This window comes from Mycolicibacterium aromaticivorans JS19b1 = JCM 16368, assembly GCF_000559085.1.
Taxonomy (GTDB): Bacteria; Actinomycetota; Actinomycetes; order Mycobacteriales; family Mycobacteriaceae; genus Mycobacterium; species Mycobacterium aromaticivorans.
Window position 1 is genome coordinate 2,852,936 of record NZ_JALN02000001.1, and the last position, 15,315, is coordinate 2,868,250.

A 15,315-nucleotide genomic window follows, 5' to 3' on the forward strand; every position below is an offset into this window, starting at 1 on the left:
CGGCGAACTTTCGCGCGGTTGTACGGATTGAGCGAATATTCGTGCGAATTGCTTGGTAGCGAATTATGACGCATCTGTCATTGTCCGATAACCGAACCGGAACCCGCATGTCAGGCGCGGATCGCAAGTCGAACGGCTGCTGTGGCAACGGATTCCGAAGGTGAAGCAAAACATGAACATATTTCTAATGTTGTTGACCTGAGCAAATGTCGTTCGCCGTCAAAAATATGCGCAAAGTTGTGGCACAATTTTTACTGTGCCGCATACAGCCAGTCGGGGCCCGGGTCGCCCCCCAGCAGCTAAGGCAGCGGAAACGCGCGAGCGCATCATGCGCGCTGCCCGTGAGGTGTTCAGCGAATTGGGGTATGACGCTGCCACCTTCCAGGCAATCGCCATCCGGGCCGACTTGACCCGACCTGCGATTAATCATTACTTCGCCAGCAAACGGCTGCTCTATCAAGAGGTCGTCGATCAGACGAACGCCTCGGTGATCGAGTCCGCCGTGCACCAGTCGCAACGGGAGAGCACCCTCGCGGGGCGGATCCGCGTCTTCATCGAGGCGGCCGTTCACGCTCAGGGTCAGGACCGCTCAGTGGCGGCCTTCCTGGTTACGTCGGTGTTGGAGTCCGAGCGACATCCGGAGTTGGCGGAGTCCAACCACGATTCGCGGGAGTTCACCCGCGGGTACGTGAAGGCGGCCATCAAGGATGCCGTCGAATCGGGCGAGGTTCGTGCGGACATCGACATCGAGGCGGCTGCCGAGATGCTGATGGCCGTGATGTGGGGACTGGGCTTCTATGCCGGGTTCGTCGGCGATCAGGATCGTCTGACCGCGATCACCGACCAGTTCCTGCAGCTCCTCGACGGTCAGGCCTGGCGCACCGTCTCCTGAGCCGGTGACGTCCGCCACAGTCGCATAGTCTGGCTAAGTTTCTCGGTACCCTTGTCGTATCAATCTTGCTGACCTGGGTTGATATCCGGCCCTGAACGGGGCTTCACCCAGTGTTCAGCCGTCAAGCGACACCGAATGGGATACCGCCGCCGATGAGCACTACGCGTACTGATGACGACACCTGGGACATCGCGACAAGCGTGGGGTCGACCGCTGTTCTGGTGGCCGCCGCGCGGGCCCGCGAGACCGAGCAGCCCGATCCTCTGATCCGGGATCCGTATGCGCGAATCCTGGTCGAGGGCGCCGGGACGGGGATGTGGGAGCACTTCCTCGACGACTCGTTGGCCGGCAAGCTGGCCGACGCCGAGCCCGAGGCGGCCGCGATGTTCGGCCACATGCTGAACTATCAGGCGGTCCGGACCCACTTCTTCGATGCCTTCTTCGCCGAGGCGGTTGCCGCCGGCGTCCGCCAGATCGTGATCCTGGCGTCGGGCCTGGATTCCCGGGCCTACCGCCTGGACTGGCCGGCTGGCACCCGGGTCTACGAAATCGACCAGCCGCTGGTTCTCGAATACAAAGCCGACAAGCTGGCCGCCCACGATGTGCAGCCCGTCGTCGAGCGCCGCGAGGTCCCCGTTGACCTGCGCCAGGACTGGCCGGCCGCGCTGAAGGCGCAGGGCTTCGATCCGGCGCAGTCCACCGCCTGGCTGGCCGAGGGACTCCTGATGTATCTGCCCGCCGACGCCCAGGACCGGCTGTTCGAACTGGTCACCGAGTTGAGCGCGCCCGGAAGCCGGGTGTCCGCCGAAGCGGTAGGACACCACTCCGAGGAGCGACGCGAAGAGATGCGGGAACGCTTCGAGAAGTTCGCCGACCAGCTGGGCATCGAGCGCACCATCGACATGCAGAACCTGACCTACAACGACCCGGACCGCGCCGACCTCACCGAATGGCTGAACGCGCACGGCTGGCAGGCCACCGGACAGCGCGCTGTCGACGAGATGCGCAGGCTCGGTCGCTGGATCGACGTCCCGATGGCCGACGATCCGGACGCGTTCGCGACCTTCGTCGTCGCACAGAAGGCCTGACGCCAACCCGGGTGCCTTCAGCTCCGGCGGCCCACGTATACAAGAGTTACGTTCCGTCAGTCGCAGGAGAGGAAGGCCCATGCCCGGAGTTGTTGATCGAGTCATCGTCGTCACCGGAGCCGGTGGCGGTCTGGGTCGCGAGTACGCGCTGACACTGGCCCGCGAGGGTGCCAGCGTCGTGGTGAACGACCTCGGCGGCGCGCGTGACGGAACCGGCGCCGGCCACAACATGGCCGACCAGGTGGTCCAGGAGATCAAGGACGCCGGCGGCCGCGCGGTCGCCAACTACGACTCCGTCGCCGAGCCCGAGGGTGGCGAGAACATCGTCAAGACCGCGATCGAGGAGTTCGGCAAGATCGACGGCATCGTCAGCAACGCGGGCATCCTGCGCGACGGCACCTTCCACAAGATGCCGTTCGAGAACTGGGATTCGGTGCTCAAGGTCCACCTGTACGGCGGCTACAACGTGATCCGCGCCGCCTGGCCGCACTTCCGCGAGCAGAGCTACGGCCGCATCGTCGTCGCCACCTCCACCAGCGGCCTGTTCGGCAACTTCGGTCAGGCCAACTACAGCGCCGCCAAGCTCGGATTGGTCGGCCTGATCAACACGCTGGCCCAGGAAGGCGCCAAGTACAACATCAAGGCCAACGCGCTGGCGCCCATCGCCGCGACCCGCATGACCGAGGACATCCTGCCGCCCGAGGTGTTCAAGAAGCTCACCCCGGAGTATGTCGCGCCGGTGGTCGGCTACCTGTGCACCGAAGAGGTTCCGGACTCCGCCTCGGTGTTCATCGTCGGCGGTGGCAAGGTGCAGCGCGCAGCGCTGTTCCAGAACGAGGGCGTCACCTTCGACCATGTGCCGACCGTCGACGACGTTGCCGCACAGTGGTCGACGATCGACGACCTCTCGGCCGCCGAGCACGCCTCCTTCAAACTCGGCTGACTGTGATCGCGTCGTCGGCCGGCAAGCAGGTGCATCCATGATCCGCGTGCTGGCCTTCGACGTGTTCGGCACAGTCGTCGACTGGCGTGCGAGCATCATCGCCGAACTCGAACAGTTCGGGAATCAGCAGGGCGCAGAACGGGATTGGGCCAAGTTCGCCGACCGCTGGCGGGCCGGCTACGTTCCCGCGATGGATCTGGTGCGTCGCGGTGAGCTGCCGTGGACGCGCCTTGACGATCTGCACCGCAGGATCCTCGACGAGCTGCTCCGCGACGCCGACATCCAGGCCGACCAGGACGACGTCGACCATCTCAACCGGGCCTGGCATCGGTTGGCCCCCTGGCCGGACGCCGTGGACGGCCTGCATCGGCTCAAGGAACGATTCACCATCACCACGCTGTCGAACGGCAACGTCTCACTGCTGACCGACATGGCCAAACGTGCGGGCCTGCCATGGGATTGCGTGCTCTCAGCCGAGATCTTCGGTCACTACAAGCCCGATCGCGAGGCCTACCTGGGCTGCGCGCAGATTTTGGATGTGGCACCCGAGGAGGCCATGCTGGTGGCGGCCCATCCCAGTGACCTGCGTGCCGCCCGCGATGCCGGACTGCGCACCGGCTACGTCGACCGGCCGCTGGAATGGGGACAACCGGGGCGCTATCGGGTTCCGTTCGAACCCGACGAATTCGATGTCACCGCAACGGACCTCGTGGAGCTGGCAGGCAAGCTCTAGGTTCGACGCCCGGAACTACAGCGCGCGGTCTTACAGGGCGGCATTGATGTCGTCGACCCGGTCGCGCGCATCGCCGAACAGCATCTGGGTGTTCTCCCGGAAGAACAGTGGATTCTGCACGCCGGCGTACCCGGAGGCCATGGACCGCTTGAACACGATGACGTGCTCGGCATTCCAGACCGTCAGCACCGGCATACCGGCGATCGGGCTGCTCGGATCTTCCGACGCCGCCGGGTTCACGGTGTCGTTGGCGCCGATCACCAACACCACCGAGGTGCCCTCGAAATCGTCGTTGATCTCGTCCATTTCGAGCACGATGTCGTAGGGCACCTTGGCCTCTGCCAGCAGCACGTTCATGTGTCCGGGCAGACGGCCCGCGACGGGGTGGATACCGAATCGCACAGTGACACCACGCTCGCGCAGCTTGCGAGTCAGTTCGGCCACACCGTACTGGGCCTGGGCCACCGCCATCCCGTAGCCCGGGGTGATGATCACCGAACTGGCCGACGACAAGAGTTCGGCGGCTCCCTCGGCGGTGATCTCGCGGTGTTCGCCGTAGTCCTTGTCCTCGGCCGGCCCTGCCTCTATACCGAAGCCGCCGGCGATGACCGAGATGAACGAGCGGTTCATGGCTTTGCACATGATGTAGGACAGGTAGGCACCCGAAGACCCGACCAGGGCGCCGGTGACGATCAACAGGTCGTTGGACAGCAGGAAGCCCGAAGCTGCCGCAGCCCAACCGGAATAGCTGTTGAGCATCGACACCACGACGGGCATGTCGCCGCCGCCGATCGAGGCGACCAGGTGCCAGCCCAGCAGCAGCGCCAACACCGTGACGACGACGAGCAGCCACAGCTGGGGTTCGATGACGAACCAGACGGTGAACGCAACGAACAGCACCAGGGCACCGACATTGAGAAAGTTCTTGCCGGGCAACATCAGCGGCGCTGATTTGATTCGCGCCGACAGTTTCAGGTTGGCGACGATCGATCCGGTGAAGGTCACGGCGCCGATGAACACACCGATGAACACCTCGGCGGAGTGGATGCCGAGCATGCCCTGGCTGTCGAGCAGGGCCGCTTCGCCGCCGGCCAGATCGTGTTCGACGTGCAGGTAGCCGTTCCAGCCGACCAACACCGCTGCCAGGCCGACGAAGCTGTGCAGCAGGGCGATCAGCTCGGGCATACCGGTCATCTCAACGACGCGGGCGCGCCACAACCCGATCGCGGCACCGATGGCCATGGCTGCGATCAGCAGGCCCAGTCCCAGCGGCTCGATATGGCGGGCCAGGGCCAGCGCGATGGTGGCGACCAGCGCGACAACCATGCCGGCCATGCCGAATGTGTTTCCGGCCCGGGATGTTTCGTGCTTGGACAGCCCGGCAAGCGCCAGGATGAACAGCAGGGCAGCGACGATGTAGGCCGCGGTGGCGGCCGTTTCCAATGTGAACAACTCTAGCTCCTCGAGAACATCGCGAGCATGCGACGCGTCACCGCGAAGCCACCGAAGATGTTGATACTGGCAAGCAGGATGGCGACGGCGGCCGACGTGGTGACGATGACGTCACCGTGGCCGATCTGGAGCAATGCGCCGACGACGATGATGCCCGAGATGGCATTTGTCACCGACATCAACGGGGTGTGCAGGGCGTGGTGCACGTGGCCGATGACGTAGTAGCCGATCACGATCGCCAGTGCGAACACCGTGAGGTGAACCTGTAGTGCGGCCGGGGACAACGCGATCAGCAGGAACAGCACGGCGGCGGCGCCGAAGGTGATGCCGAGCCGGCGGCCCATCGTCATCGGTTCTTTGGTCTGGTGCGTTGTCGGGGCGGACGTCGCGGCCTGAGCCGGGGCAGCAGATACCTGTACCGGTGGCGGTGGCCACGTGGTTTCACCGTCGCGGACCACGGTGACCGACCGTTGCACGACGTCGTCGAAATCGAGGACGAGTGTGCCGTCTTTTTCCGGGGTAAGCAGCTTGACGAGGTTGACCAGGTTGGTCCCGTAGAGCTGGGATGCCTGGGTGGGCAGCCGGCCTGCCAGGTCGGTGTAGCCGATGATGGTCACGCCGTTGTCGGTCAGGACGGCCTGGTCTTTGACGGTGCCTTCGACGTTGCCGCCGTTGGCTGCGGCCATGTCGACGATCACACTGCCCGATTTCATCGAGGCGACCATGTCGGCGGTGATGATGCGCGGTGCGGGCCTGCCGGGAATCAGCGCCGTCGTGATGATGATGTCGACATCCTCGGACTGCTCGGCGTACAGCTGCGCCTCGCGGGCCTTGTAATCGTCACCCATCTCCTTGGCGTACCCGGTAGCCGAAACCTCGGACTCTGGGGAATCGATTGAAAGATATTCTCCGCCAAGGGATTTGACCTGATCAGCGACCTCGGGGCGCGGGTCGGTGGCACGCACGATGGCGCCGAGGCTGCCCGCGGCGCCGATCGCCGCCAGGCCGGCCACACCCGCGCCGACGACCAGCACCTTGGCCGGCGGGACCTTGCCTGCCGCGGTCACCTGGCCGGTGAAGAACCGGCCAAATGCATGCGCCGCCTCGACGACTGCGCGGTAACCCGCGATATTGGCCATCGACGACAGGACGTCCAACGATTGGGCTCGTGAGATCCGCGGTACGGCGTCCATCGCCAGCACGGTGATCGGACGGGTAGTCAGCTCCTCGACGAGTTCGGGTTTCAGCGCGGGGGAGATCAGGCTGATCAACGTCGCGCCGTCGCGCAGTGCGGCGATCTCGGCGCTGGTGGGCGCATTGACCTTGAGGACGATATCGGTGGCCAGCGCTTCGGCGGCCGTCCCGATACCCGCACCGGCCTCGACGAATGCTTCGTCGGAGAAGCTCGCCGCGACACCCGCACCGGACTCCACCAGTACCTCGTAACCGAGCTTGATGAGCTGCCCGACCGTCTGTGGTGTGGCGGCGACACGTGTTTCCCCAGGCAGAGACTCACGTGGAATCCCGATGATCATCAGTGCGATCCGATCTGGTTGGTCATGCGGAGGCGGGGTGGAAGATGCCAGTGTATGGAATGGCATGGTTCGCCCGCGAACTCCCGGTCGCCGCCAGCAGACTCCACATAGACAGGTGTCCAGTTGAACGACGGGATGTTGTCCTAGGCTCGGGCGGGTGAGCACCGGCGGCGTCGTCTTGGTGGGGTTGGCCATCGCCGTCGGGCTGGTCGGCGTCATCGTGCCGCTGCTGCCGGGCACCCTGCTGGTCTACGCGGCCATCGCGGGGTGGGCCGCGGTCGAGCACAGCCTGGTGTCCTGGGTGGTGCTCGGGATGGTCACCGTGGTGCTCGGCGCCGGCCTGTTGATCAAGTACCTGTGGCCGGCCCGGCGGATGCGTGCCGGCGAGGTCGGCAGATGGACGCTGGCCGCCGGGGCGGCACTAGGGGTCATCGGCTTCTTCGTGGTGCCGGTGATCGGCCTGGTGTTCGGCTTCGTGCTCGGCGTCTACCTCGCCGAACTGGCGAGCCGGCGCGATCAGCGGCGCGCCTGGGCGGCCACGGTCCTTGCGCTGAAGGCCGCTGCGCTCTCGGTCGGTGTCGAGCTGACCGGGGGGCTGATCGCCACCGCGGTGTGGGTGGCCGGTCTGCTGCTAACCCAGTAGTTCTTTGCGCGTGCGTGCGACGTCCTCTTCGGACACCCCGGCGGTGCGCAGGAAGCCATCGAGGTCGCCGTAGTTCTCGGCGATCACCCGGTGCGCGGTGGCCAGGTAGCCCTCCCGCACACCGAGCACCCCGTTGGTCAGGCGCGCCTCGGCGAACGTGGCGATCTCCGGTGTCTCGCCGGCCCGGCTGACGATCGACTCCATGATCCGCTCACGCAGCGACTCGACGGCGTCGTTGCTGCGCAGGAAGTCGGAGAGCACCTTCTCGCGCGGCACGCCGATGGACTCCAGCACGACCGCCACGGTGAAGCCGGTGCGGTCCTTGCCCGCGAAGCAGTGCGTGATCACCGGGCGTCCCGCGCTCAACAGCGAAAACACTTGGCGCACTGCGCGTTGCGCACCGGCGAGGACCGGGAACTTCTCGTATTCGCCGGTCATGAAGCGTTCGGCGGCGTCCTCGACGTCTTCGTCGTCGACCTTCTCGGTCATCATCTTCTGCCAGCTGGTCTCGTGCGGCGCCTCGGCTGTCGTGTTGGACAGGTCCGGGAACGGCAGCAGATGAATGGCGACACCGTCGGGCACCGCGCCGGAGCCGCGGCGCTCCAGCTCCTGCGGTGAGCGCAGGTCGGCGACATCGGTGATACCCAAGCGGCGGAAGGCCTCCCGGCCGTCGTCGTCGAGCCGACTGAGCTCACTGGACCGGAAGAACTTGCCCGGCCGGATCCCTGTGGTGTCGGCGATATCGCGGAAGTTCCACGCACCCGACAGTGCGGTGTGGCTCACGCGCCGGTCACCGCCGCTGCGAAAGAGCTTGGCTCCGAACCGATCTCGGCCCTGGCGATGCTGCGCATGTGAACCTCGTCGGGTCCGTCGAAGATCCGCATGGCCCGCTGCCAGCCGTACATCCGGGCCAGCGGGAAGTCATCGCTGACCCCGCCGCCGCCATGCACCTGGATGGCGCGGTCGATGACGTTGCAGGCCATCTGCGGCGCGACGGCCTTGATCTGGGCGACCAGATTGCGGGCCTCTTTGTTGCCGTGCTGATCGATGGTCCAGGCGGCTTTCTGGCAGAGCAGGCGAGCCTGGTCGATCTCGTTGCGGGACAACGCAATCTGCTGCTGCACCACACCCTGATCGGCAAGCGGCTTGCCGAACGCGATGCGGGTGCGGGCGCGATGGGTCATCAGCGCGAGCGCACGCTCGGCGACCCCGATCGCACGCATGCAGTGATGAATCCGGCCCGGGCCCAACCGCGCCTGCGCGATCGCGAAGCCCATGCCCTCTTCGGCCAGCAGATTCGATGCGGGCACCCGCACGTTGTCGTAGATCACCTCGGCGTGGCCGTGCTGGTCCTGCCAGCCGAACACCGACGTCGAGCGCAGGATCTGCACGCCGGGGGTATCGGTGGGGACCAGGATCATCGACTGCTGCTGATGCGAGGCCGCGTCCGGGTTGGTGCGGCCCATCACGATCAGCACCTTGCAGCGCGGGTCGTTGGCGCCTGAGGTCCACCACTTGCGACCGTTGATGATGTAGTCGTCACCGTCGCGGACCATTTGGGTCTGGATGTTGCGGGCATCGCTGGAAGCCACCGCCGGTTCGGTCATCGAGAACGCGCTGCGGATCTCGCCGGCCAGCAGCGGCTCCAGCCACGTCTTGCGCTGCTCCTCGGTGGCGAACAGGTGCAGGGTCTCCATGTTGCCGGTGTCGGGCGCCGCGCAGTTGATCGCCTCGGGCGCGATCTCGGTGCTCCAGCCGGTCAACTCGGCCAGCGGCGCGTACTCCAGGTTGGTCAGTCCCGACTCGGGCGGCAGGAACAGGTTCCACAGGCCCTGTTTCTTGGCCAGTATCTTCAGTTCCTCGACCACCGGCGGCACGGTGAAGTCACCCGGGCCGGCGGCCTCGCGGTACTCGTCGTAGACCTTCTCGGCCGGGAAGACATGTTCGACCATGAACTCGGTAAGGCGTTTGTGGTAGTCAGCACCCTTGGCAGACATGGCGAAATCCATGACCGCCACGATATGACACCCGTCTAAACAACAACGAGGCCCTCCCTTATGACCATAGGGAAGGCCTCGTTGTCATGTGGAGTAAGAGGGTTAGCGACCGATAAACCTCCAGTACCTCGCGGACGGGTGACGGGTGGTGCTCATCTGACCTCCTCGCCTTAGCGCAGTTTCGCGGCTGCTGAGTGGAGTTAGAGGTGGATGTCGACCAACCCGGCCGAGGAGGCCGAGGCGAGGCTCAGGCCCATGGTGTCGGTCGCTGCGGGGGTGTCCACGATCAAGGTGCCGGCCAGAACGCCCACCGCGAGGGTGGGACCCGCCAGGGCGGTGGTGAAGCGACGAGTGAATGTGCGGTCCATGTCCGTCTCCTTGCTTCTGCGGCCGATGGTTTTCGGCGATGAACCGACTATCCCGCGCAGGTCGGGAGCTGTCTGTCCGCTGATAGGCCCCTGCGAGGGATGAAGTGTTTGTCCCCCCATCGGTGGACCCCTGTGGGAAGCTCCTGGCATGTCCGATAACCGAAAGGTGCGTGTCGTCGTCGGCGATGACCACCCGCTGTTCCGCGACGGACTGGTTCGGGCGTTGTCGGGCAGCGGCGAGGTCGAGGTGGTCGCCGAAGCCGAGGACGGCACGTCGGCGCTGGCGGCCATCAAGGAACACACGCCCGACGTGGCGCTGCTCGACTACCGGATGCCCGGAATGGACGGCGCCGAGGTGGCGGCCGCCGTGCGCCGCGACGAACTGTCGACCCGGGTGCTACTGGTCTCCGCGCACGACGACGCCGAAATCGTCTATCACGCGCTGCAACAGGGCGCGGCCGGCTACCTGCCGAAGGACTCCAGCAGATCCGAGATCGTCAACGCGGTGCTGGACTGCGCGAAGGGTCGCGACGTTCTGGCGCCGCGGTTGGCGTCGGGCCTGGCCGTCGAAATCCGGCGCCGCGCCGAGCCGTCCGGGCCGACGTTGAGCGCGCGGGAACGCGAGGTGCTCGGCATGATCGCCGGCGGACGCAGCATCCCGGCGATCGCCGAGGCGTTGTTCCTGGCGCCCTCGACGGTCAAGACCCACGTGCAGCGGCTGTACGAGAAGTTGGGTGTGGGGGACCGGGCAGCGGCGGTCGCTGAGGCGATGCGGCGGGGACTGCTTGAGTAACCTGCCGGCCCCGCTGAGCCGCGCGGCAGATTTCCTGGGCACCGAGCCCGTCCGGGTCGCGGCCGTCCTTCGGCTGCCGCTGATCGTGCTGATCGGACTACTGGTCTGGATCGAAGGCGTCGACCACTGGCTGCCCGCGGTGTACTGGTCGGTGCTGATCGTCTACACGGCCACCGCCACGTTCTGGCTGGCGATCGTGCTGCGGCGGCCGCTGCGGTGGTGGTTCGGCTGGGCCTCAACGGCGATCGACATGGCAGCGGTGCTGGCGATGTGCGTCGCCTCCGGGGGCGCGACGAGTTGGCTGCTACCGATCTTCTTCTTGATCCCGATCACCGTCGCCTTCCTGGACCGCCCGGAGATCACCGCGCTCATCGGTGCCAGCACTGCGGTCGGATACCTGGTGGCCTGGATCATCTACTCCAAGCGCGACGACACCATGGGCCTGCCCAACGTCGTCTACGTCCAGGTGGGTTGCCTGGCCTGGCTGGCGCTGGCCACCACCGCGCTGTGCCTGGTGCTGGCCCGCCGCCGGGCCAGGGTGCGTTCACTCCTCGAGGTGCGGCGCCGGCTGGTCTCGGAGTCGATGCAGGCCGATGAGCGCAACAACCGGCAGTTGTCCGAACAACTCCACGACGGGCCGCTGCAGAATCTGCTCGCCGCACGGCTGGATCTGGAGGACCTGCGCGAACAGCCCTCCGCCATCGGGTTCGAGCGGGTCGATACCGCGCTGCACGACGCGATCAACATGCTGCGCAGCGCGGTCTCGACGCTGCATCCCCAGGTGCTGGCCCAGGTAGGCCTGGGCGCGGCGCTGCGTGAACTGGTCGGCCAGTACGAGCGGCGCTGGAACGTCACCATCGACTGCGCGGTGGAAGAAGTGGGCAAGCCGGCCGCGCAAGCGCTGCTCTACCGGGCCGCCCGCGAGCTATTGGCTAACGCGCACAAGCACTCTCGGGCCACCCGGCTGCGAGTGGAGCTGGATCACGAGGCCGGTTCGCTGGTGCTGCGCGTGGTCGACAACGGCGTCGGCTTCGACCCGGCTGTTCTGAATCAGAAGGTCGCCGAGGGGCATATCGGGCTGTCGTCCCTGGTGGTCGGTGTCGAAGCGATGGGCGGATCGGTACACCTGATCGACACGGTCGGGGGCGGCACGACAGTCATCGTGACGGTGCCCGACGGCGATATCCCTGCTGAGAGAGACTGATAGCCGGCATACCGTCAGCTGACGCGGCGTTGACGGTGGTTGGCGTCGGTCCGCAGGACCGTGCGGATCGCAACGGTGTCGCCGAGCATCGCTCCGGCGGTGCGCATGGTGGCGTCAGCGGCCCGGATGCCGGCGTGAAGTCCGTGCCGCGCCGGAACGGTCGCGGTCAGCGTCACGGTGGGGATGCCGCCCCGAACGGCGGCGCTGCCACTGGCTTTGAGAACCTGGGCCTTCGATTTCAGCGCCGTGGCCGATGCCCGGGCCACCGCATTGGCGTTCACAGTGACCGCGTGGTCGTCGTCGTAGTCGAGGGCCACTCGGGTGGCCCGCCGTGCCGGCCGGTGTGCGGCCAGCCATCTCAGACCCACCAGAACCAGGATCAGGCCGACTGCCCCGGTGGCGAACGGCCACCACCCGGCATGCATCACCTGTTCGACCTCGGCCAGGCGAAGTGCCTTGCCGCCGTAAAGCTTTCCGATCTGCCACTGCCAGGCGGCGATGGGCAGTGCGATCAGGCACAGGCCGACGACCAGTGCGACGGCACGGTCGACGCCGATGGCGAAACGGGTCATCGTCGGGACTCCTGTCGGACGCGCACGGTGATGCGGGGTGGCTTGGCCAGCGGCTGGAGTTCGTCGCGGACCGCTCGCGCGACCAGATGCCTGACCTCGGCGAGTTCGGGCGCAGACGCAACGCATCGCAGCGAGACCTTGCGGGCGGTCGCGGTGCTGTCGACCTGCTCGACGCCGGGCACGTCCCGGGCGGCGGTCGCGGCGGCCTGGGCGACGTCGCGCAGGCGGACGTAGACGGCCCCGCCGCTGTCGCTGCGGGCTGCCACCGCGGTGGCCCGGCGCGGCTTGATTGCGAGCCCGGTCAGCAGGATGCCGACAACCCCGGCCGCGATGGTCACGGCCAGCACGATCGTCGACGGTTGCAGACCGTCAACGACCCTGACCGCCAACGGAAGCCAGGGTTCACCGCCCACCAGGCCGGCCTGTACGGCGGTGTCGCGCAGACCGACGCCGCCGGCCGCGATCAGCAGAACCGAGAGGGCAGCGGCGGCGTAACTGGCCCCCGCCGGGGCGAGCGGCGCCGCCGCCGGCCGGCACCGGGCCTCGCTCGGCGCGCGATCGGCGGGAGGCTGCTCGGCGGAGACGGTGACAAGCTCAGCCACGACCCCGGCTCCTGAGCCAGGCGGTGGCGTCGAACTCGCCGTCGCGGTGGCCGCCGATGACGTAGCCGATCAGTCCTAGCAGCAGCGCCAGCAGAAAGCCGGTGAAGCCGCCGGCGGCGGCGGCGACACCGAGAAGAATTCCGGCGAGCATGCCGGCGGTAGCGGTGGTCATGAATCCTCCTGAGGTGTCGGGTCGGTTCCGGTGTTCGTGGGTGCTGCGGTGATCTCTTCGACGGTCACATCCACCGGCAGGTCGGGCATTGCTGCCCTGACCGCCGAGCGGACTGCCGCAGCGGTCTGCCGGACGTGCGCACTCGCGGTGACCGTGATGTGGACCTCCACCCGGTCGTCGCGGATGCGCACCCCGGTGACGCGCCGGCCGGGCAGGTAGGTGCCCACTTCGCCGAACATCCCGGGGTGCAGGGCCGCCACGCCGGGCACGGCGCGAGCGATGCTCGCGACCGTGTCCGCGGCGGTCGGATCGTCGTGCACTATTCGACCCGGGTCAGCTGGCCGGCGGTGTCGTCGCTCTCGTCGTCGACGAAGATGTCGTGCACCGTGATGTTGACCTCGACGACCTCCAGGCCCGTCATGCGCTCCAGGGCGGCGATGACATTGCGGCGGATTCCGGTGGCCAGGTCGGCGATGGAAACGCCGTACTCGGCGACGATGTCGAGGTCGACGGCTGCCTGCTTCTCACCGACCTCGACCGAGACGCCCTGCGCGTAGTTGGTCGAAGCGCCGGGGATGCGCTCCCGCAGCGCGCCGACCGCGCGACTGGCGTTGCCGCCGAGATCGTGGACGCCGTTGACCTCCCGTGCGGCCAGCCCGGCGATCTTGGAGACGACGGTGTCGGCGATGGTGGTGCGTCCGTGGCTGGTCGTCAGTGGGCCGTTGGCGGCGGCTGCAGGGGCCGTGGTGGCCGGGGTCAGGGTGCCGGTGGTGCTCATCGGGTGATCCTCTCTGTCCTCGTTGTCCGTACATCTGGTGAGACGGCGCGGCTGCCGCGAACCGAACGCCGGCTCTGTGTGGCATGCACCACACATCCGAATGGCCGTCGGTGCCGAATAACTGACGTGCGGCCACCGCTCAGCGACGATGCAACGCCTATGCCCCCGCCGGGCGGTGACCGCGACCGCGAGTTGGCCGCCGCCGCGGCGGCCGGGTCCATCGAGGCGTTCGAGGAACTGGTGCGCAGACACGGTCCCGCTTTGTATCGCTACGCGCGGCGCATGACGCGGGATGCCGACGCGGTCAACGACATCGTCCAGGAGACCTTCGTGGCCGCCTGGCGGCAGATCGGGAACTTCCGCGGCGACAGCGCAGTCCTGACCTGGCTGTTCGCCATCTGCGCTCGCAAGGTCACCGACTCCCATCGGGTCAAGCGGGCGATCCCGATCGACGACCGTCTCATCGAGCCGATCAGCCAGGACGCCGGCGCCAGCCCGTTCACGTTCGCCTCCAACAGTGCGTTCCTCGACGCTATGGAGGAGGCGCTGGCCGAATTGCCGCCGCGGCAGCGGGCAGTCTGGATGCTGCGGGAGATCGAAATGTTGACGTTCCCGGAAGTTGGCAACATCCTGAATTTGAGCCCGGACGCGGCCCGGGGGCATCATCACCGAGCGCGGGTAACCCTTCAGCAGAGGCTTCAGCAATGGCGATAGGAGATCTCGAGATTTACGACAACGCCGGACGGCAGTTGCGGGCAGTCCCGGAGCCGGAGTGGCAAGCCATCGAGCCGGCGGTGCTGGCCGCGGTGCGCGCCACCCCTCGGGGCGGCTGGCCGCTGGCGGTCGAAGACCCTGAGCCGGGCAGCGCGCACGGGCGCATCCGGGTCAGCGATCTCGCGGTGACCGCGGCGCTGAGCCGGGCACTGGCCGGTCAGCCGGACTATCTTGTCGACCGGATTGAAGCCACCTCCGATGATGAAGTGCTGCAAGGGATTCAGATCCAGCTCAGCGGGCTCTACGGAGCCGACCTGGTGTCGGTCACCGAGCGCGTGCGCGAGCGGGCCGAAGGTGTTCTCACCGACGTGATCGGACCGGGCACCGCTGTCCCGGTCAGCGTGACGGTGGTCGACGTCCACCGTTGACGACGGTCGCCACCGTGTGATCGACACCACGTCGATGCGGCGTTCGGTTGCGCGCGGCGCCACCGTCCAACTCCTGTCGGCGCATCACCGCGCCGGTACGCCAAGGCCGCAATTGCGTTGCGGCGCAAAGGAGGAGGATGTCATGTCAGATGCAAAGGACACCGCCAAGGACGCTGCCGGCGGGATCATCGAGGACCTCAAAGGCAAGGCCAAAGAGGTCGTCGGCTCGGTGACCGGACGCGACGATCTGGTGCGGGAGGGCAAGGCCCAGCAGGACAAGGCCGCGTCGATGCGGGAAGCGGCCGCCAAGGAGGCCGAGGCCGAGAAGGCCCGGGCGCAAGCCAGGGTGCACGAGGCGCGCCAGCAGGCCGAGCGGTAGCGGCGACGGGCGGCGCGGGGTA

The 15,315-nt window shown here is 67.0% G+C and carries 20 protein-coding genes; 10 read left to right on the forward strand and 10 right to left on the reverse strand.

The features are described 5' to 3' along the window. Positions 1 to 256: 256 nt before the first annotated feature. The 4 genes from Y900_RS13825 (at position 257) to Y900_RS13840 (ending at position 3,656) form a co-directional block, all read left to right on the forward strand. Positions 257 to 892, forward strand: a complete 636-nt coding sequence (locus tag Y900_RS13825; protein ID WP_036342553.1) for a TetR/AcrR family transcriptional regulator — start codon at positions 257 to 259, stop codon at positions 890 to 892. A gap of 152 nt (positions 893 to 1,044) precedes the next feature. Next, positions 1,045 to 1,980 (forward strand): class I SAM-dependent methyltransferase, encoded by a 936-nt coding sequence (locus tag Y900_RS13830; RefSeq protein ID WP_036342555.1) that lies wholly within the window; start codon positions 1,045 to 1,047, stop codon positions 1,978 to 1,980. A 79-nt stretch (positions 1,981 to 2,059) separates the two neighbouring features. Next, positions 2,060 to 2,923, forward strand: a complete 864-nt coding sequence (locus Y900_RS13835) for an SDR family oxidoreductase (RefSeq protein ID WP_036342556.1) — start codon at positions 2,060 to 2,062, stop codon at positions 2,921 to 2,923. Between the two features lie 37 nt (positions 2,924 to 2,960). Next, on the forward strand, positions 2,961 to 3,656 hold the full coding sequence (locus tag Y900_RS13840; protein ID WP_036342559.1) for a haloacid dehalogenase type II: 696 nt from the start codon (positions 2,961 to 2,963) through the stop codon (positions 3,654 to 3,656). Between the two features lie 30 nt (positions 3,657 to 3,686). Here the strand turns inward: Y900_RS13840 and pntB are convergent, their stop codons facing one another. Further along, positions 3,687 to 5,108 carry a Re/Si-specific NAD(P)(+) transhydrogenase subunit beta gene (pntB, locus tag Y900_RS13845; RefSeq protein ID WP_036342560.1) on the reverse strand — a complete coding sequence of 474 codons (1,422 nt, stop codon included), beginning with the start codon at positions 5,106 to 5,108 and terminating at the stop codon, positions 3,687 to 3,689. A gap of 2 nt (positions 5,109 to 5,110) precedes the next feature. Next, entirely contained in the window at positions 5,111 to 6,643 is a 1,533-nt protein-coding gene (locus Y900_RS13850; RefSeq protein ID WP_036342563.1) for a Re/Si-specific NAD(P)(+) transhydrogenase subunit alpha, read from the reverse strand. Positions 6,644 to 6,800: 157 nt separating this feature from the next. On the opposite strand from Y900_RS13850, the gene Y900_RS13855 reads away from it, so the two are divergent. Then, a complete protein-coding gene (locus Y900_RS13855; RefSeq protein ID WP_036342564.1) occupies positions 6,801 to 7,286 on the forward strand; it encodes a DUF456 domain-containing protein in 486 nt (161 codons plus the stop codon). On the opposite strand, the gene Y900_RS13860 is transcribed toward Y900_RS13855, so the two are convergent. From Y900_RS13860 to Y900_RS32400, 3 genes are all read right to left on the reverse strand, one after another. After that, positions 7,275 to 8,069, reverse strand: a complete 795-nt coding sequence (locus Y900_RS13860; RefSeq protein WP_036342566.1) for a tyrosine-protein phosphatase — start codon at positions 8,067 to 8,069, stop codon at positions 7,275 to 7,277. The genes Y900_RS13855 and Y900_RS13860 overlap by 12 nt on opposite strands. Then, entirely contained in the window at positions 8,066 to 9,295 is a 1,230-nt protein-coding gene (locus tag Y900_RS13865; RefSeq protein ID WP_036346714.1) for an acyl-CoA dehydrogenase family protein, read from the reverse strand. Before Y900_RS13865 ends, Y900_RS13860 begins: the two co-directional genes overlap by 4 nt. 188 nt (positions 9,296 to 9,483) lie before the next feature. Beyond that, complete coding sequence (locus tag Y900_RS32400; protein WP_157838252.1) at positions 9,484 to 9,651, reverse strand: hypothetical protein; 168 nt, start codon at positions 9,649 to 9,651, stop codon at positions 9,484 to 9,486. A gap of 148 nt (positions 9,652 to 9,799) precedes the next feature. On the opposite strand from Y900_RS32400, the gene Y900_RS13870 reads away from it, so the two are divergent. Together Y900_RS13870 and Y900_RS13875 are read left to right on the forward strand one after the other, a co-directional pair. Then, entirely contained in the window at positions 9,800 to 10,444 is a 645-nt protein-coding gene (locus tag Y900_RS13870; RefSeq protein ID WP_036342568.1) for a response regulator, read from the forward strand. Continuing rightward, positions 10,437 to 11,648, forward strand: a complete 1,212-nt coding sequence (locus Y900_RS13875; protein ID WP_081845102.1) for a sensor histidine kinase — start codon at positions 10,437 to 10,439, stop codon at positions 11,646 to 11,648. Before Y900_RS13870 ends, Y900_RS13875 begins: the two co-directional genes overlap by 8 nt. Positions 11,649 to 11,662: 14 nt before the next feature. Here Y900_RS13875 and Y900_RS13880 read toward each other — a convergent pair whose 3' ends face one another. Genes Y900_RS13880 through Y900_RS13900 form a run of 5 tightly spaced genes read right to left on the reverse strand, consistent with a single transcriptional unit; the run spans position 11,663 to position 13,772 of the window. Next, positions 11,663 to 12,220 carry a hypothetical protein gene (locus Y900_RS13880; RefSeq protein ID WP_036342570.1) on the reverse strand — a complete coding sequence of 186 codons (558 nt, stop codon included), beginning with the start codon at positions 12,218 to 12,220 and terminating at the stop codon, positions 11,663 to 11,665. Continuing rightward, a complete protein-coding gene (locus tag Y900_RS13885) occupies positions 12,217 to 12,822 on the reverse strand; it encodes a DUF6286 domain-containing protein (protein ID WP_036342572.1) in 606 nt (201 codons plus the stop codon). The genes Y900_RS13880 and Y900_RS13885 overlap by 4 nt, the downstream gene beginning before the upstream one ends. Next, positions 12,815 to 12,994 carry a hypothetical protein gene (locus Y900_RS13890; protein WP_036342574.1) on the reverse strand — a complete coding sequence of 60 codons (180 nt, stop codon included), beginning with the start codon at positions 12,992 to 12,994 and terminating at the stop codon, positions 12,815 to 12,817. The genes Y900_RS13885 and Y900_RS13890 overlap by 8 nt, the downstream gene beginning before the upstream one ends. Then, complete coding sequence (locus Y900_RS13895) at positions 12,991 to 13,314, reverse strand: iron-sulfur cluster assembly protein (protein ID WP_036342575.1); 324 nt, start codon at positions 13,312 to 13,314, stop codon at positions 12,991 to 12,993. Before Y900_RS13895 ends, Y900_RS13890 begins: the two co-directional genes overlap by 4 nt. Next, positions 13,314 to 13,772 carry an Asp23/Gls24 family envelope stress response protein gene (locus tag Y900_RS13900; protein ID WP_036342578.1) on the reverse strand — a complete coding sequence of 153 codons (459 nt, stop codon included), beginning with the start codon at positions 13,770 to 13,772 and terminating at the stop codon, positions 13,314 to 13,316. The genes Y900_RS13895 and Y900_RS13900 overlap by 1 nt, the downstream gene beginning before the upstream one ends. 159 nt (positions 13,773 to 13,931) lie before the next feature. Between Y900_RS13900 and Y900_RS13905 the strand changes: the two genes are divergently transcribed. The 3 genes from Y900_RS13905 to mbp1 all read left to right on the forward strand — a co-directional run bounded on the left by Y900_RS13905 (position 13,932) and on the right by mbp1 (position 15,293). After that, positions 13,932 to 14,486 carry an RNA polymerase sigma factor gene (locus tag Y900_RS13905; protein WP_036342581.1) on the forward strand — a complete coding sequence of 185 codons (555 nt, stop codon included), beginning with the start codon at positions 13,932 to 13,934 and terminating at the stop codon, positions 14,484 to 14,486. Further along, positions 14,477 to 14,914 (forward strand): hypothetical protein, encoded by a 438-nt coding sequence (locus Y900_RS13910; RefSeq protein WP_036342582.1) that lies wholly within the window; start codon positions 14,477 to 14,479, stop codon positions 14,912 to 14,914. The genes Y900_RS13905 and Y900_RS13910 overlap by 10 nt, the downstream gene beginning before the upstream one ends. Before the next feature lie 142 nt (positions 14,915 to 15,056). Further along, positions 15,057 to 15,293 carry a microaggregate-binding protein 1 gene (gene mbp1, locus Y900_RS13915; RefSeq protein WP_036346719.1) on the forward strand — a complete coding sequence of 79 codons (237 nt, stop codon included), beginning with the start codon at positions 15,057 to 15,059 and terminating at the stop codon, positions 15,291 to 15,293. The last annotated feature ends 22 nt before the right edge of the window (positions 15,294 to 15,315 follow it).

What these genes read in the sequence shown, in the direction of transcription:
- Y900_RS13830 (WP_036342555.1), top strand. Translation starts at nt 1,045, where the DNA reads ATGAGCACTACGCGTACTGATGACGACACCTGGGACATCGCGACAAGC.
- Y900_RS13835 (WP_036342556.1), top strand. Translation starts at nt 2,060, where the DNA reads ATGCCCGGAGTTGTTGATCGAGTCATCGTCGTCACCGGAGCCGGTGGC.
- Y900_RS13840 (WP_036342559.1), top strand. Translation starts at nt 2,961, where the DNA reads ATGATCCGCGTGCTGGCCTTCGACGTGTTCGGCACAGTCGTCGACTGG.
- Y900_RS13850 (WP_036342563.1), bottom strand. Translation starts at nt 6,643, where the DNA reads ATGATCATCGGGATTCCACGTGAGTCTCTGCCTGGGGAAACACGTGTC.
- Y900_RS13865 (WP_036346714.1), bottom strand. Translation starts at nt 9,295, where the DNA reads ATGGATTTCGCCATGTCTGCCAAGGGTGCTGACTACCACAAACGCCTT.
- Y900_RS32400 (WP_157838252.1), bottom strand. Translation starts at nt 9,651, where the DNA reads ATGGACCGCACATTCACTCGTCGCTTCACCACCGCCCTGGCGGGTCCC.
- Y900_RS13870 (WP_036342568.1), top strand. Translation starts at nt 9,800, where the DNA reads ATGTCCGATAACCGAAAGGTGCGTGTCGTCGTCGGCGATGACCACCCG.
- Y900_RS13880 (WP_036342570.1), bottom strand. Translation starts at nt 12,220, where the DNA reads ATGACCCGTTTCGCCATCGGCGTCGACCGTGCCGTCGCACTGGTCGTC.
- Y900_RS13890 (WP_036342574.1), bottom strand. Translation starts at nt 12,994, where the DNA reads ATGACCACCGCTACCGCCGGCATGCTCGCCGGAATTCTTCTCGGTGTC.
- Y900_RS13900 (WP_036342578.1), bottom strand. Translation starts at nt 13,772, where the DNA reads ATGAGCACCACCGGCACCCTGACCCCGGCCACCACGGCCCCTGCAGCC.
- Y900_RS13905 (WP_036342581.1), top strand. Translation starts at nt 13,932, where the DNA reads ATGCCCCCGCCGGGCGGTGACCGCGACCGCGAGTTGGCCGCCGCCGCG.
- Y900_RS13910 (WP_036342582.1), top strand. Translation starts at nt 14,477, where the DNA reads ATGGCGATAGGAGATCTCGAGATTTACGACAACGCCGGACGGCAGTTG.
- mbp1 (WP_036346719.1), top strand. Translation starts at nt 15,057, where the DNA reads ATGTCAGATGCAAAGGACACCGCCAAGGACGCTGCCGGCGGGATCATC.